Here is a 14,339-nt window from a genome sequence, read left to right on the forward strand (position 1 = left end):
TGGGGGATCGGGGAGGGCGGGCTCGGTGGGTCCCGCCCTCCCCGGCTCGCTACGAGGTGTAGGCCTCGAACTCGGAGATCTGGCCCGCGGGCCAGCCGGTGTTGCCGGTGAACGTCAGCCGCAGGTAACGCTGCGAGGTCGCGGGCAGAGCGACGGTCGCGGTGTTACCGGAGGACGGGTTGAACGTGTAGCCGGCGGATGCCTTGACGGTGCTGTAGGACGAGCCGTCGGCCGAGCCCAGCACGGACAGGGTCTGGGTCCGGGTGGCCCAGGCGGCCGCCGGCGGCAGCTTGAGGACGACCCGGGAGACCGAGCGGGCCTGGCCCAGGTCCACCGTCAGCGACTGCGGGAAGGCGTTGCTGCTGCTCTCCCAGTAGGTGTTCGCGTTGCCGTCGGCCACGTTGGCCGGCGCGTAGACATCGGCCTGGCTGGTCGCGGTGACCGGACGGCCGGCGGCGAGGTTGCCGGTGGGAGCCGGCGGGGTCGTGGTGGGCGGCGGGGTGGTGGGCGGCGTGGTGGTGCCGCCGTCCGCGTACGCCTCCAGCTCGGCCAGCTGACCCGCGGGCCAGCCGGTGTTGGCCGAGAACGTGAGACGCAGATAGCGACGGCTCCCCGCGGGCAGGTTGATCGTCGCTGTCGGGTTGAACGAGTAGCCGGTCGCGCCGACCAGCGACGAGTAGGACGACCCGTCGGTGGAACCCGCCACGGCGATGGTCTGGGAGCGGGTCTCCCAGCCGGGCGGCAGCTTCAGCACCAGCCGGCCGACGGCCTGCGAGGAGCCCAGGTCCACCGTGAAGGTCTGGGGGAAGGAACCGTTGGCACTCTCCCAGTACGTGGCCGCGTTCCCGTCTACCGCGTTGGCCCCGACGAAGCCGCCGGAGGTACTGGACGTGGTGACGGCCTTGCCCTGCGCCAGGTTCCCGGTCGCCGGGGGCGTCGTGGGCGGGGTGGTCGGCGGGGTCGTCGGGGGAGTCGTCGGGGGCGTGGTGGTGTTGCCCCACTGCGGGGCCGGCCACGGTCCGCAGTCCGGCGCGTCGGTGTACCAGCCGGTGTTGGTGCCGGTCCGGGTGATCTGGAAGCCGGAGCCGACGCAGTTGTGCATGGGCTTGGGCTGGGCGATGCCGCTGGCCCGGACGTTGTTGAAGCTCACCTGGCTGGGCGCCTGCACCTGCAGCGCGTACGTGCCGGCACCCTGGATGTTGACGTTGTCGAAGTGGATGCCGTTGGTCTGCCCCTCGATCCACATCAGTGCCGCGTACGAGCTGTCCAGGATGTCGGTGTCGGTGATGGTGATCGTCGGGTTCTGGAACGCCTCGTTGAGCGCGGAGAACCAGATCGCCCCGACCCCGAAGTTCCAGTTGTAGTCGGAGTTGCCGGCCCGGATCAGGGTGTTGCGGGCCAGCGTCCAGGTGCCCTGCACGCCGGTCGCACCGTTGACGCCGGGGTAGCGGTTGGCCACGTGGATGCCGCCGCCGTTGGTCACCGTGTCCGAGACGACGTTGTCGGTCATCACGATGTCCCGGCCGCCGTAGCTGACCAGGTTGTTGGCCAGGATCGGCGCGACCACGGTGTTGCGGGTGAAGGAGTTGCCCACGTTCGGGACCCGCTCGGCCCACATGGCCAGCCCGTCGTCGCCGGTGTTGCGGACGAAGGTGTTGGTGACCGTGGAGTTGGTGACGCCGATGTGGAAGTTCACCCCGTCGGCCGTCTGGTCCAGGATCCGGCTGTTCCTGATGGTGAAGCGGTCCATCGGCCCGTCCATCCAGGCACCGACCTTGGTGTGCTGCATCCAGACGTTGTCGATCGTCGAGTTGGACATCGCCCCGCCGAACGCGTTGACCTGATCGTCGTCGACCCGCTCCCGGATGTCGCCGATGACGGCCAGGTCCTTGACGGTCACGTTCTGGCTGGGACCGCCCTGGCCGTTGTACTTGCCGTAGATACCGGCGGCCAGGTTGCGCTGGGTGGGGTGCCGTCCGCCGAGCACGGTGTACCAGGGGCCGGCGCCGACGAGGTTGACCCGGTCCACGATGACGTGGCTGTAGAGCGTGTAATTGCCCGGCGGGAGATAGACCGTGCCACCGGCGTTGACCGCGGCCTGGATCTTCGCCGTGGAGTCGGTGGCGCCGGTCGGGTCCGCGCCGAACTGGGCCACGGCGTCGACGGCACCGGCCGGTTTGCCGATCGGGTCCGGGACGTTCTCGAAGTCGGCCAGGTCGATGGTGAAGCTGGGCGACTGCGCGGTGGAGCTGACCTGGAGCCGGACCTTGGTGCCGGCCGCGTACGTGGTCCCGAACATGGTCCGGGCCTCGTCGTAGAAGTGGTGCGGGTTGCTGTCACCCGGGTTGTTGTTGAACGGGTAACCGCCGTAGTACCAGCTGTACTTCGAGGTCACCGGCACGGTCCGGACGACCGAGGGGCCGACCCGGACGTCGATGGTCGCGTCCCGGCCGGCGCCGTTGTTGCCGTCGGGCAGGCTGTAGCGGAACGTCACCGCGTTGGCCGGCTTGGTCAGGGTGAACTCGACGTACTCGCCGGCGCTGTCCAGGGTGACGGCCTCACGACCGGACGCCTCGGAGGACAGCTGGCCGTAGTAGCGGCTGGTGCCGGTCCTCGTGCCGTTGGTGGCGGCGTTCTCCGCCTCGATCTCGGTGAACGGCACGGTGGCGCCGCGATCGGCGATGTCGAAGGGGGACAGCCCCGCCGCGGCGGCCGGGGAGGCCGCCCCGGCGATGACGGCGGTGACGGCGGACGCCGCGGTGAGTATCGCGAGGGACAGGTAGGCGGTGCGGTTGGCCATGGGGATCCCTTTCATCAGGTGGCCAAGCCCCCTCGGTGGTGCTTACTTCCTTTCGGTGCGCAGGTGCAGCCACACGGCGGTGTCCCGGGGGAGGAGGTCACCGTCGAGCGGACCGCTCGCGAGCAGGCATCGGTGGTGGTCCGGCAGCGCGACCGCGACGTCGGACATGTTGAGGACACAGGCGAATCCGGGTCCCCGGGTGTAGGCGAGCACCCCGGGGGCGACGGTCAGCCAGGCCATGTCGGTGGTGTGCAGACCCGGCTCGGCCCGGCGCAGCTTGATCGCGCCGCGGTAGAGCTCGAGCATCGAGCTCGGGTCGCCGGTCTGGGCCTGGACCGTGCGGTCCTTCCACTCCGGCGGCTGCGGCAGCCACGGCGTCGCGGTGGAGAAGCCGAACGGCGGCTCGTCACCGCTCCACGGCAACGGCACGCGGCAGCCGTCCCGGCTGTGCCCGCGACGGGCCCACATCGGGTCCTGGAGCTGCTCCACCGGGATGTTCTCGTTCTCCCACAGGCCCAGCTCCTCACCCTGGTAGACGTAGGTGGCGCCGGGCAGCGACAGCGACAGCAGCGCGGCGGCGCGGGCCCGCCGGGTGCCGAGCTCCAGGTCGACCGGGCTGCCGTCGAGGTTGTTCTCGAAGCTGAAGGTGGTCATCTGCCGGCCGTACCGGGTGACGTGCCGGGTGACGTCGTGGTTGGACAGCACCCAGGTGGCCGGGGCGCCGATCGCCCGGTGCGCGTCGAGGGTCCGGTCGATGCACTCGCGCATCAGCCCGGGCTCCCACGCACAGCCGAGGAAGTCGAAGTTGAACGCCGCGTGCAGCTCGTCCGGCCGCAGGTAGTTGGCGAACCGCTCGACCTCCGGCATCCACACCTCGCCGATCAGCGCCCGGTCCGGGTAGCTGTCCGAGATCCGGCGCCAGGCCCGGTAGACGTCGTGCACCTCGTTCAGGTCGTGGAACGGGTGCGGCCGGCCCTCGACCACGGCCGGCAGGTCCCGGTCCTTGATGAGCAGGGCGGCCGAGTCGATCCGGATGCCGTCCACGCCGCGGTCGAACCAGAACCGCAGGATGTCCTCGAACTCGGCCCGCACCGTCGGGTGCTCCCAGTTGAGGTCGGGCTGCTCCGGGGTGAACAGGTGCAGGTACCAGTCGCCGGGAGTGCCGTCCGGGTCGGTGGTGCGGGTCCAGGTGCTGCCGCCGAATTCGCCGACCCAGTCGGTGGGCATCTCGTCGCCGGACGGCCCGCGCCCGGGCCGGAACCAGAACAGCTCCCGTTCCGGGGCGGCCGGGTCGGCCAGGGCCTTCTTGAACCACACGTGCTCGCTGGAGATGTGGTTGGGCACGATGTCGACGATCATCCGGATGCCGGCGGCGTGCGCCTCGGTGATCAGCGCCTCGGCGCCGGCCAGCGTGCCGAAGACCGGGTCGATGTCGCGGAAGTCGGCCACGTCGTAACCGGCGTCGGCCATCGGGGACGGGTACCACGGGCTCATCCAGATCGCGTCCACGCCGAGATCCGACAGGTGGCCCAGGCGAGCGCGGATCCCGTCGATGTCCCCGATGCCGTCGCCGTCGCTGTCGGCGAAGCTGCGCGGGTACACCTGGTAGATGACGGCGTCCCGCCACCAGGGATCCTGGTCGGAATGAGCCACGATGACCTGCTTTCTGGGTTTCTGAACGGGACGAGGAGGGCGCACGGGGCTCCGCCGACTGTCAGTCCAGGCTTGGGTAGCGACGCTGCGGTCGACGCTGACCGTCTGGGGACCGGGTGGGGATCAGCCCTTCATCGAGCCCGCGGAGAGTCCGCCGATGATGCTGCGCTGGAAGATCAGGAAAACGACGATCATGGGTACGCTCGCGATGGCCAGCCCGGCCATGAACTCGGTCGGCGGCACCTGACTGGTGTTGGCCAGCCGGCTCAGCGCCACGCTCAGCGTCTGCGCGTCCGGCTCCGGCAGCACCAGCAGCGGCCAGAGGAAGTCCTTCCAGAGCGCGATGATGATGAAGATCGAGACCACGCCGAGCACCGGGCGCGACAGCGGCAGCATGATGGACCAGAGCTGGCGCAGCTTGCCCGCGCCGTCGATCGACGCCGCGTCGAGCAGGTCGTCGGGGATCTGGTCGAAGAACCGCTTGAGCACGTAGACGTTGAACGCGTTGGCGGCGGCCGGCAACCACAGAGCCCAGGGCGTGTTGAGCAGGTTGACGTGGATGAGCGGCACGTCGACCACGGTGAGGTAGGCCGGGACCAGCAGGGCCGAGGCCGGCAGCATCAGGCTGGCCAGGACCGCGCCGAGCAGGACCTTGCCGAAGATCGGCTTGAGCTTGCTGAGGGCGTACGCGACCCCGACGTCGAAGATCAGCGCGATGAGCCAGCCGCCGGCCGCGTACAGCACCGTGTTGGTGAAGTACTTGGCGATGCGCATGTTGTCCCACGCGGTCGCGTAGTTCTCCGGGTGCCAGGAGTGCGGGATGAAGGTGGGGGTGCTCAGGGCGTACTCGGCCGGCGACTTCACCGCACTGGCGAACATCCAGTACAGCGGGACCAGGAAGACCAGCACGAAGACGGTGATCGTCAGGCCCAGCACGGTGAAGTACAGGCCGCGGTGGCGTTGCAGGTCGACGCTGGAGATCAGCGTACGGGTGGCCGGGTTGGTGCCGGCCAGCCTGCGCTTGCGGCGCGGCGGGACCGGCGCCGGGGTGGCACCGCTGATCGGGGTCTGCGGCGGGGCGGTCAGTGTCATCGGAATTCCCCTCAGTCCGCAGTCCGGGTCAGCCGCAGGTAGAGCGCCGAGAAGGCGCCCAGCACCACGAAGAGCAGCATGCTCATCGCGGCCGCGAGGCCGAAGTCCTGGTTGACCGTGAAGGCGTAGCGGTAGACGAGCACCAGCACGGTGATGGTGTCGGGGTTGGAGGTGCCGGTCAGCGCGAACGGCTCGATGAAGACCTGCATCGTCGCGATGATCTGCAGCAGCAGCAGGACCAGCATGATGAAGCGCATCTGCGGGAGCGTGACGTGCCGCAGCCGCTGCCAGACGCTGGCGCCGTCGAGCTCGGCGGCCTCGTAGAGCTCACCCTGGATGCCCTGCAGCGCGGCGAGATACATCAGCGTCGCGCCGCCCAGGTTGGCCCAGGTGGACACCAGGACCAGCGAGATCATCGCGGTGCTGGACGACTGCGTCCACTGGGACTCCGGCAGGCCCACACTGCGCAGCAGCGAGTTGAACAGGCCGTTGCCGGGGTCGTAGAAGTAGCGCCAGAGCAGCACCGCCACGATCGGCGGCAGCATCACCGGCAGGTAGACCAGGATCCGGAAGAAGCCGCTGAAGTGGCGGAACTCGTTGAGCAGCACCGCGATGAAGAACGGCAGGACGAAACCGAACACCAGCGCCAGCCCGGTGAACAGCAGGGTGTTCTTCCAGGCCGTGTAGAACAGCGGGTCGTCGAAGAGCGCCTGGTAGTTCTCCAGGCCCACCCAGTACGGCGGGACGACGAAGTTGTTCTGCTGGAAACTGAGGATGACGCCCCGCACCAGCGGATACCAGGAGAAGAAGGCGAAGCACAGCAGCCCCGCCGCCATGAACGCGTACGCCAGCAGGTTGTCCTGGATCTTCCGGCGCAGCCGGGCCGTGCGGGACTCCCGCACCTGGGCCGCCGTCAGAACCGCCATCTTCGCTCCTTCAGGGGTGTCCGGGCCGCCGGCGGATGGCCCGCCGGCGGCCCGCTGCGATTACTTGACGCCGGCCAGGATGGAGTTGGCCTGGGTCTCCGCGTCGGTGAGCAGCTTGGTGATGTCGGCGTTCTTGTCGGTGAGGACCTTCTGCATGGCCACGTCCAGCGCCGCGTAGATCTGCTGGGCGTTCGGCGGCTCGAGCTTCACCGGGATGGCCGGCATGGCGGTCACGAAGGCGGCGTAGTTCTCCTGCGGGACGTTGGCGTACTTCTTGTCGGCCGCGGCCTGGGTCTGCGCCGCCGCGCCGGTGAAGATGGCCGGCTCGGGCAGGCCGACCGGCTGGTCGGTCTCGCTCGACCACTTGTTCTCGGCCTCGAAGCGCTCGGCCGAGGTGAACCAGAAGGTCAGCCACTTGAGACCGGCGTTGATCTTCTCCGGGCTGAGCCCGGCCTTGAACATGTAGCCCTCGCCACCGCCCAGCGTGCCCTTGCCGTCCGGGATCGGGCCGAGGCCGTAGGTGGCGTACTTGCCCTTGTACTGGTTGACGATGGTCGGGATGTTGTCGGCGGTGGCCAGGTACATGCCGAGCTTGCCCGAGCCCATCTGCTGCAGCAGGTCGGCCCACTCCAGCAGCTGCTTCTGGCCCATCGAGTTGTCGGTCCAGCGCATGTCCTTGAGCTGCTGCAGGACCTGCTTGCCCTGGGGGCTGTTGAACGCGGCCTTCCAGGTGCCGCCGTTGTTGACGGCCATCTCGCCGCCGAGCGAGTAGAGCTCGGTGGTGAAGTGCCAGCCGCCGGTGTTGTTCTTGCTGTAGTCGCCGTAGCCGACCGTGCCGTTGCCCAGGCCGGCGATCTTCTTGGCCGCGGTGCGGACGTCGGCCCAGGTCTTCGGGGGGCTGTTCGGGTCCAGGCCGGCCTTCTTGAACAGGTCCCGGTTGTACAGCAGACCCATCGAGTAGTTCTTGTACGGCAGCCCGTACGTCTTGCCGCCCTCGTCCTGGAACACCCGCAGCACCTCGGGCTTGATCTGCGAGGTGACCGGGTAGTCCTTGAGGTACTTGCTGATGTCCGACACCTGGCGCTTGGCGATCAGGCTGGCCGGGTCGGTGAAGTAGACGTAGAAGACATCCTCGAGCTGGCCGCCGGCGAGCTTGGCCGGGAACGTCTGCGGGTCCATCTTGCCCTCGCGGGCGTCGATCTTGATGTTCGGGTTGGCCTTCTCGAACTCGGCCACGTTGGCGAGGAACCGCTCGTGGGTGGCCTTCTCGGTGGCCGGCGGGAGGCCGTTGACCACCAGCGTGACCTTGCCGTCCTTGGTCGCCGCGGGGGTGTCACTGTCGCCGCACGCGGCGGCGGACATCGCGACCCCGGCGACGAGCAGCAGCCCGAGGGCACTGCGCAGCCTGGTTCTGAACATGGGAAATAGACCCCTTCCTGGGGGTGGGATGCGCGCCTAAGGGGGTTCACTCATCGGTGCGATGTTTCGTGGAGGTGACGATACAAAGTCCAACGGTGTCCCGCAAGAAGTGAACCAACAACAGAAAAAACTCGACGGATGTGGGCCAGGGCACAAAGAAGGGCGGGCCCGCCGGGCCCGCCCTGGTGATGAGGATGAATGTGCTGGTCAGCCGGTCCGGACCGGCACCGGGCCGGTCGAGCCGCGCACCACGAGCTCCGGCTCGAAGAGCAGCTCGTCGGTGGTGGCCGCGGCGCCCTCGATCTGGTTGACCAGGACGTCGACGGCCGCCTGGCCCATCAGCTCGATCGGCTGCCGCACGGTGGTCAGCGGCGGATCGGTGCACGTCATCAGCACGCTGTCGTCGAAGCCGACCACGGAGACGTCGCGCGGCACGTCGAGGCCGAGCCGGCGGGCGGCCCGGATCGAGCCCAGGGCCAGCACGTCGCTGGCACAGATCAGCGCGGTGACGCCGCGCTGGATCAGCCGGGTCGCGGCCAGCCGGGCACTCTCCATCGAGAAGTTGGTGCGCTCGACCGGCCACTGGGCCGCGGGGCCGGTCCACTGGGCGACCTCCTTGACCGCGGCCAGCTTGCGGCGCGAGGGCACGTGGTCCTCCGGGCCCATCACCATGCCGATCCGCTCGTGCCCGAGCGACCGCAGGTGCCCGAAGGCCTGCTCCACCGCCACCGCGTCGTCGGTGGAGATGTGCGGGAAGCCGAGATCGTCCACACCGCCGTTGACCATCACCACGGGCATCCGCCGGTCCAGCAGCTGGCGGTAGTGCCCGTGCTCGGCGCCGGCCAGCGCGTACGAGCCGCCGGCGAAGACCACTCCGGACACCTGGTGGTCCAGCAGCATCTCGATGTAGTCACGCTCGGGCACGCCACCGATCGTGCGGGCGCACAGGGCCGGGGTGAAACCGCGCTGCGCCAGCGACGCGGTCACCACCTCGGCCAGGGCCGGGAAGATCGGGTTCTGCAGCTCGGGCAGCACCAGGCCGACCAGCCGGCCACGCTCACCGCGCAGCTTGGTGGGCCGCTCGTAGCCCAGCACGTCGAGGGCCGTCAGCACGGATGCGCGGGTCGCCTCGGACACGCCGCTGCGGCCGTTGAGCACCCGGCTGACGGTCGCCTCACTGACGCCGGCCTTCTTCGCCACTTCGGCGAGACGTTTGGTCACGTCCGGAATCCTACGTCAGTGCTCTGCAAATCCTGTACTGGACCTTGCAGCGGCAGACGAACAGCTGCCTGGTCTTGCGGATACTGTCAGTTCGCGGTTGCAACGTTCGCGTACGCGGCGACCCGCCAGCCCTCGGGCGTGCGTCGCAGAGTCCACGTCGCCCGCCGTTCCCGCGCCGCCGGCAGCTCGGTCTCGCCCACCATCAGGAAGCCGGTCCGGCTGACCACCACCGCGCTGTCCCCGGCGACCCGCACCAGCTCCGGCTCGTCGATCCCCCGGGTGCCCTTCAGCGGCCCGTCGAAGCCCGCGGCCATGTACGCCCGGATCTCCTCCCGGTCGCGGTGGAAGACGCCACCGGTCAGCACCACCGTCGCGTCCGGGGTGTAGGCGGCGGCGAAGGCGTCGGCGTCATGGGCGTCCCAGGCCGCGGTGATCGACCGCAGCACCGCACGCACATCGTTCTCGTCGGTCACGACCTGTCCTTTCGAGGGTGTCCGATGGTTCCGGCCGTACCTACCGCCGGCGCCACGGGAATTCATCGCGGGACGGGCGATGACTTCCGGGCCGCCCGGCGGTATCCATGGGCGTGGAGTTCGAGGCACTGACCGCGCCGTACCGCCGTGAACTGCTGGCGCACTGCTACCGGATGTCCGGTTCGGCGCACGACGCCGAGGACCTGTTGCAGGAGACGCTGCTGCGGGCGTGGCGGGCTTTCGGCACGTACGACGAGACCCGCGCGTCCCTGCGCACGTGGCTCTACCGGATCGCGACGAACGCCTGTCTGACCGCGCTCAAGGGCCAGGCCCGCCGCCCGCTGCCGTCCGGCCTGGTCGGCGCCCTCGACGACCCGCAGGCACCGATGACGGCCCGGCCCGAAGTGCCGTGGTTGCAGCCCTGGCGCACCGACCCGGCCGACGTGGTCGCCGCCCGCACCCGGCTGCGGCTGGCGTTCGTGGCCGCCCTGCAGTTCCTGCCGGCCCGGCAGCGGGCGATCCTGCTGCTGCGTGACGTGCTGGAATTCTCCGCCGCGGAGGTCGCCGCGACCCTGGGCACGACCACGGCGGCGGTGAACAGCGGCTTGCAGCGGGCCCGGTCCCGGATGGGCGACGTGGCCGAGGACGACCTGCGGGCGCCGCCCGATCCGGCCGTCGTCGAGCGGTACGTGGCGGCCTTCGAGAACGCCGACCTGGACGCGCTGCGGCGGCTGCTGGTGGCCGACGTGGTGCTGGAGATGCCGCCGGTGCTCAACTGGTACGTGGGCGCCGACGCGTACGCCGGCTTCATCGCCCGGGTCTGGACGATGCGCGGCACCGACTGGCGGCTGCTGCCGATCGAGGCCAACGGAGGGCTCGCGGCGGCGGCCTACGTCGACGGACGCGCCCACACCCTCCAGGTCTTCGAGGTCGCCCGCGGCGCCGTCACCCGCACCGTCGTCTTCATGGACGACAGCCTGTTCACGGCCTTCGGGCTGCCGCTGATATTGCCGCGCTGACGAGCTCCGATGTTGACACCATGTCCCGATGACCGACGCCCTGACCGCCGTGCTGCAGACGCCCGCCTACGACGAGGAGGCAATGCTGCACCTGGTCGAGCTGCTCGCCGAGGCGGACTCCCGGGACGACGAGTGCGCGGCCCGGACGGCTCTGGCCCGGCTGGGTGCCCGGCCGCGGCTGCTGGTGCGCCTCGACGAGAGCATCCGCCGGATCACTGGCGGTACGCGGACCGGTCGGCGCCGGCGTTCGACCTGCTGTTGCGGCGATTCGCCAACGGCCGCCGGACGCCGATCGCGATCGCCTTCGCGGCGCTGCACCGTGACGGCCGGATCCGGGAGGGCGCCGTCGCCGCCCTGGCCGCGCGTCCGTTCCCGGAAATGGTGGCCCCGCTGGTGCTGCGGGCCGACGACTGGGCCGCGCAGGTGCGCAACCCGGCCCGGGCGGCGCTGACCCGGCTGCTCAGTGACGACCCCGGGCGGTTCCTGCCGGGCGCCGTACCGATGGCGGTCAAGCTCGCCGATCGCTACCGCGGGCGCTTCGCCCTTTCGCTGGTCACCGCCGCGGTGCTCGCCGCACCGGACGATGTGCGACGGCAGCTGGCCGCGTCGCCCGGTCTCGACCTGCGGCGGCTGGCCTTCGACGCCGACCTGCATCAGGGCCGCCTCGACCTGCCCGCCCTGGCGGACCTCGCCGTGCGGGAGAGCGACGCGCGAATCCGGAACCGCGCCGCGCAGGCGGCCTACGAACAGGCGGTCGTGCGGCAGCACCGGCCCACCCTGGAGCGGCTCTTCTCGGCGCGGCCGGCCGGCGTACGGGCCCTGGGCCTCACCGGGCTGCTGCGACTGGGACCGGCGACCGAGGCGGTGGCGGCCCTGGACGACCCGGCGCCGCTGGTCCGCGCGATCGCCCGGGACGCCGCCCGCCGCGCCGGTACGGACGTCGTCGCGCACTACCGCACCGCCGAGCCGTCGCCGGGATCGGTCGCCGGGCTGGCCGAGGCCGGTTCCGACCGCGACGCCCCGGTGCTCATCGCGCTGCTGAGCCACCCGTCGGGGCGGATCCGGGCTGCGGCGGTCCGGGCGCTCGGTCACCTCGGCGCCGTACCGGTGGAGCTGGTGGTGCCGCTGGTGCGGGACCCGGCCGCCGCCGTGGTCCGGGAGGCGGCTTTGGCGCTGCGCCCGTTCGACCGGCGGCTGCCTCCCGGTCTGGGCTGGGAACTGCTGGGTGACAGCCGCCCCGAGGTACGCCGGGCGGGCTACCGGCTGCTGAACGACCGGGACCCGGAGACCCGCCGGAAGGCAGCACTGCGGCTCGCCGTCGACCCCGATCCCCGGCTGGCCGCGCGCGGCCGGGCGGACGTGACCCGATAGCGGGAATTCGCCGCGAACGGCAACCGGGGGGTGCGATGTTGAAGGCAGGGCCGGCGAGGGGTGGAACGCGATGACGGACTGGCAGAGCGGTGACGAATACCCGGACAGCACGGCGTCCGGGTCCGCGCATCGGCTCGCCGACGTCAGCAGCGACATGGCGACGGCGACCCGGTCGGCGGTCCGCGCGGCACAGACCGCCGTCGACGTGATCCAGCGGCTGGACGCCAGCAGCACCGAGATCGGCAAGGTCGTCGAGCTCATCGCCACCATCGCCAAGCAGACCAACCTGCTCGCCCTGAACGCCACCATCGAGGCGGCCCGGGCGGGCGAGGCCGGCCGGGGCTTCGCCGTGGTGGCCAGCGAGGTCAAGGACCTGGCCAACGAGACTGCGGTGGCCACCAGCGAGATCGGCGGGCAGGTCGGCGGCATCCGCAGCGACACCCGCAACGCCGTCTCGGCGATCGAGGAGATGCGCGGCCTGATCGAGGAGCTGGACCGCTGCCAGCAGGTGATCAGCGCGATCGTCCTGGACCAGCAGGCCCGCTGATCCTCAGGCGGCCCGGTCGAGCCGGTCGCGCTGGGCGGCGTCCAGCTTGATCTCGTACGCGTCCAGCGCCTCGTCGAGCCGTTCCACCGTGGTCGCCCCGACGATCGGCCACACGCCGGGACTGCCACCCAGCAGCCAGGACAGCACCACCTGATGGCGGCTCGCACCGAGCTCGGCGGCGACCGCGTCCAGCTCGGCCAGCCGCCGCGTCGTGCCCCGGTGCTCATACGCCTCGTCGAGCCGCTCCGGCCGCACGTAACCCCCGTTCAGCAACGCCGTGTACGCCCACAGCACCACGTCGTCATTGCCGCGCACGAAGTCGAGCACCTCGTCGCTCACCACCCGGTGCGCCGACGCGGGCAACGTCGCCCCCGGCCGCGGCCGCAGGTACGAGTGCCGCAACTGCAGAGCCGTCCAGCCCGCGACACCCTGGGCGGCGGCCAGCTGCCGGCCCCGCTCGACCCGCCACGCCGGGTGGTTCGACGCGCCCAGCCGCCCCACCACGCCCCGCGTCACCAGGTCACCGAACGCGGTCACGGTCTCGTCCAGCGGCACCGACCGGTCCTCGATGTGCGCCCAGAGCAGATCGACGTGCTCGAGGCCCAGCCGGTCCAGGCTCTGCTCGGTGGCCCGGCGGATCACCGGTGCGGACAGGCCCTCGGCCGACGGGAAGCCGATGGCCGGATCGGTGGGCTGCGCGCCGAGCTTGGTGCTGATCCGTACCCGATCCCGCAGGCCGGGCCGCGCGGCCAGCCAGCGGCCGACGACCTGTTCGCTCTGACCGCCGAGGCCGCTCTCGTGCAGCCAGAAGGCGTAGTTGTTCGCGGTGTCGATCCACTGCCCGCCGCGCTCGGTGAAGTGGTCCAGCAGGGCGAACGACTCACGCTCGCCGATCCGCGTGCCGAACAGCATGGCTCCCAAAACGATTTCGCTCATGGCGGCACGGTGCCACCTGGAGCGCGCTCCAGATCAAGGGCAGAATCACAGGTATGCCGACCTATTCGCCCGGCCAGATCGCCGACAAGACCGGCTTCAGCCTCGACACGCTGCGCTACTACGAACGGATCGGGCTGCTCGACGACATCGCCCGTACCCCCGGCGGGCAGCGGGTCTTCGACGACGACGACATCGCCTGGCTGGGCATCCTGCGCTGCCTGCGGGACACCGGCATGCCGATCGCCCAGATGCGCCGCTACGCCGACCTGACCCGCGACGAGCGCACCATCCAGGAACGCGTGGAGCTGCTCGAGGAGCACGACCGCGAGATCGGCCGGCGCCTGGCCGAGCTGGCCGAGCAGCGTGAGCACATCCGCGGGAAGATCCGCTACTACCGGTCGCTCGACACCACGGGTGAGCAAGAATGAACCCATGGCCCGACGCGCATCCCGCCGCACCACGACGCTGACCGGCTTCGACGACGCCAACTCGTGCCCCTGCGGCCTCGGCCAGCCGTACGGCGAATGCTGCGGCCCGGCGCACCGGGGCCATGCCGCCGCGACCGCGGAGGGGCTGATGCGCTCGCGCTACGCCGCCTTCGTGCTGGACGACGCGGCGTACGTGCTGCGGTCCTGGCACCCGGACACCCGGCCGGCGGACGTCGAGCCGGACCCGGGCCTGCGCTGGACCGGGCTCGACGTGCTGGGCACCAGCCGCGGCGGGCTCTTCGACGCCGAAGGCGTGGTGGAGTTCCGGGCCCACTACCGCGACGCCGGCCGGCCTGGGGAGATGCACGAGCGCAGCCGCTTCGTGCGGCACGACGGTCAGTGGGTGTACTGGGGTCCGATCCTTACCGACGGGCCCCTCGCCAACATCTGACGG

Annotated in this window: 13 protein-coding genes; 5 read left to right on the forward strand and 8 right to left on the reverse strand. The window is 70.6% G+C overall.

Translation table 11 applies throughout. The features are described from left to right. Positions 1-49: 49 nt before the first annotated feature. From ACWEOZ_RS00860 to ACWEOZ_RS00890, 7 genes are all read right to left on the reverse strand, one after another. The gene (locus ACWEOZ_RS00860) at positions 50-2,800 is read right to left on the reverse strand and encodes a discoidin domain-containing protein (protein WP_451908692.1); all 2,751 of its coding nucleotides are present in this window, start codon (positions 2,798-2,800) and stop codon (positions 50-52) included. Positions 2,801-2,842: 42 nt separating this feature from the next. Beyond that, positions 2,843-4,453: a glycoside hydrolase family 13 protein gene (locus ACWEOZ_RS00865; protein WP_451908693.1), complete on the reverse strand. Its 1,611-nt coding sequence runs from the start codon at positions 4,451-4,453 to the stop codon at positions 2,843-2,845. A gap of 123 nt (positions 4,454-4,576) precedes the next feature. Further along, a complete protein-coding gene (locus ACWEOZ_RS00870) occupies positions 4,577-5,545 on the reverse strand; it encodes a carbohydrate ABC transporter permease (protein WP_451908694.1) in 969 nt (322 codons plus the stop codon). 11 nt (positions 5,546-5,556) lie between these two features. Then, entirely contained in the window at positions 5,557-6,471 is a 915-nt protein-coding gene (locus ACWEOZ_RS00875) for a carbohydrate ABC transporter permease (protein ID WP_360822117.1), read from the reverse strand. A gap of 60 nt (positions 6,472-6,531) precedes the next feature. Then, positions 6,532-7,890 carry an ABC transporter substrate-binding protein gene (locus tag ACWEOZ_RS00880; RefSeq protein WP_451908695.1) on the reverse strand — a complete coding sequence of 453 codons (1,359 nt, stop codon included), beginning with the start codon at positions 7,888-7,890 and terminating at the stop codon, positions 6,532-6,534. A 207-nt stretch (positions 7,891-8,097) separates the two neighbouring features. Next, a complete protein-coding gene (locus ACWEOZ_RS00885; RefSeq protein ID WP_451908696.1) occupies positions 8,098-9,111 on the reverse strand; it encodes a LacI family DNA-binding transcriptional regulator in 1,014 nt (337 codons plus the stop codon). Between the two features lie 86 nt (positions 9,112-9,197). Further along, positions 9,198-9,584, reverse strand: a complete 387-nt coding sequence (locus ACWEOZ_RS00890; RefSeq protein ID WP_451908697.1) for an SgcJ/EcaC family oxidoreductase — start codon at positions 9,582-9,584, stop codon at positions 9,198-9,200. Between the two features lie 107 nt (positions 9,585-9,691). Here ACWEOZ_RS00890 and ACWEOZ_RS00895 point away from each other — a divergent pair, with 107 nt between their 5' ends. From ACWEOZ_RS00895 to ACWEOZ_RS00905, 3 genes are all read left to right on the forward strand, one after another. Next, a complete protein-coding gene (locus tag ACWEOZ_RS00895) occupies positions 9,692-10,603 on the forward strand; it encodes an RNA polymerase subunit sigma-70 (RefSeq protein ID WP_451908698.1) in 912 nt (303 codons plus the stop codon). Positions 10,604-10,861: 258 nt separating this feature from the next. After that, positions 10,862-11,974 (forward strand): HEAT repeat domain-containing protein, encoded by a 1,113-nt coding sequence (locus ACWEOZ_RS00900; protein WP_451908699.1) that lies wholly within the window; start codon positions 10,862-10,864, stop codon positions 11,972-11,974. Between the two features lie 70 nt (positions 11,975-12,044). Next, positions 12,045-12,521 carry a methyl-accepting chemotaxis protein gene (locus ACWEOZ_RS00905; RefSeq protein ID WP_451908700.1) on the forward strand — a complete coding sequence of 159 codons (477 nt, stop codon included), beginning with the start codon at positions 12,045-12,047 and terminating at the stop codon, positions 12,519-12,521. Positions 12,522-12,524: 3 nt separating this feature from the next. Here ACWEOZ_RS00905 and ACWEOZ_RS00910 read toward each other — a convergent pair whose 3' ends face one another. Then, positions 12,525-13,457: an aldo/keto reductase gene (locus ACWEOZ_RS00910; protein WP_451908701.1), complete on the reverse strand. Its 933-nt coding sequence runs from the start codon at positions 13,455-13,457 to the stop codon at positions 12,525-12,527. 53 nt (positions 13,458-13,510) lie between these two features. Between ACWEOZ_RS00910 and ACWEOZ_RS00915 the strand changes: the two genes are divergently transcribed. After that, positions 13,511-13,885, forward strand: a complete 375-nt coding sequence (locus ACWEOZ_RS00915) for a MerR family transcriptional regulator (RefSeq protein ID WP_451908702.1) — start codon at positions 13,511-13,513, stop codon at positions 13,883-13,885. A 4-nt stretch (positions 13,886-13,889) separates the two neighbouring features. Further along, positions 13,890-14,336 carry a YchJ family protein gene (locus tag ACWEOZ_RS00920; protein ID WP_451908703.1) on the forward strand — a complete coding sequence of 149 codons (447 nt, stop codon included), beginning with the start codon at positions 13,890-13,892 and terminating at the stop codon, positions 14,334-14,336. Positions 14,337-14,339: the final 3 nt, after the last annotated feature.

This window comes from Actinoplanes sp. NPDC004185, from assembly GCF_053603475.1.